This is a genomic window from Aeromonas sp. PrichA-15 (assembly GCF_017939245.1).
Taxonomy (GTDB): domain Bacteria; phylum Pseudomonadota; class Gammaproteobacteria; order Enterobacterales; family Aeromonadaceae; genus Aeromonas; species Aeromonas caviae.
Genome location: NZ_JAGKRH010000287.1, coordinates 1 through 743, shown reverse-complemented (window position 1 = coordinate 743; position 743 = coordinate 1). Strand labels below are relative to the sequence as shown.

Annotated in this window: 1 protein-coding gene; it reads right to left on the bottom strand. The window is 55.5% G+C overall.

Features of this window, described 5'->3' with window-relative positions:
- Positions 1-252 precede the first annotated feature (252 nt).
- A partial coding sequence (locus J9889_RS21040) for an IS5 family transposase (RefSeq protein WP_210558002.1) occupies positions 253-743 on the bottom strand: 491 nt, incomplete at its 5' end.

Here is a 743-nt window from a genome sequence, read left to right as displayed (position 1 = left end):
CGTTGTGGTCGTGGCAGAGGTGGTAGGATAGGCATCAACTCAGTCCTTTGGGTGTGGCTTGTTTTGTTTAGCGACTAATCAGATCGCACAAACTGGACTGAGTTCCCTTCCTCCGGTGATCTACTATTCGGAACAGCTATTTAGGTGCTTTCTACATAGAGGAGGATCTCACTGAGATTGTCATGTCGTATAACACGGCGTTGTTGATCAAATCCGTCGCTGGATGGCCGTTCCCCAACCCGTTGATACCACTCAATTCACTGGCTGGCGAACAGGCATACCAAGCCCTATCAGCTTGTTCATCACCTTCACGCCAGCCAGGATTTCGCCCACCTGGGCGTTGTAGTTCCGCAGGCTCAGCGTTGGCCCGATGAGTTGCTTGAACCGGTACATGGCGGTCTCGGCTATCGAGCGCTGGTGATAGCCGGAGTCTTTCTTCCATTGCTTCAGTTCACCGGCCTTGAGCGCCGTCACCGCCTCGTTGCGGGGATGGCCTTCCTCCCACGGTGCCGCATTTTTTCTCGGCGGTATGGTGGCTTTCGCCCCCTTCTTCTTCAGTAGCGCATGACAGGCCTTGGTGTCATACGCACCATCGGTGCTGACCTGTTTTATCTTGCGTCGTAAGGGGTTGAGCAACGTCGGTAACACCTCGTTATCCGCCACCGTCTCCAGGCTGACTTCGGCAGCGATGACCGCATGGGTTGTGGCATCCACCGCCAAGTGGAGCTTGCGCCACACTCGTC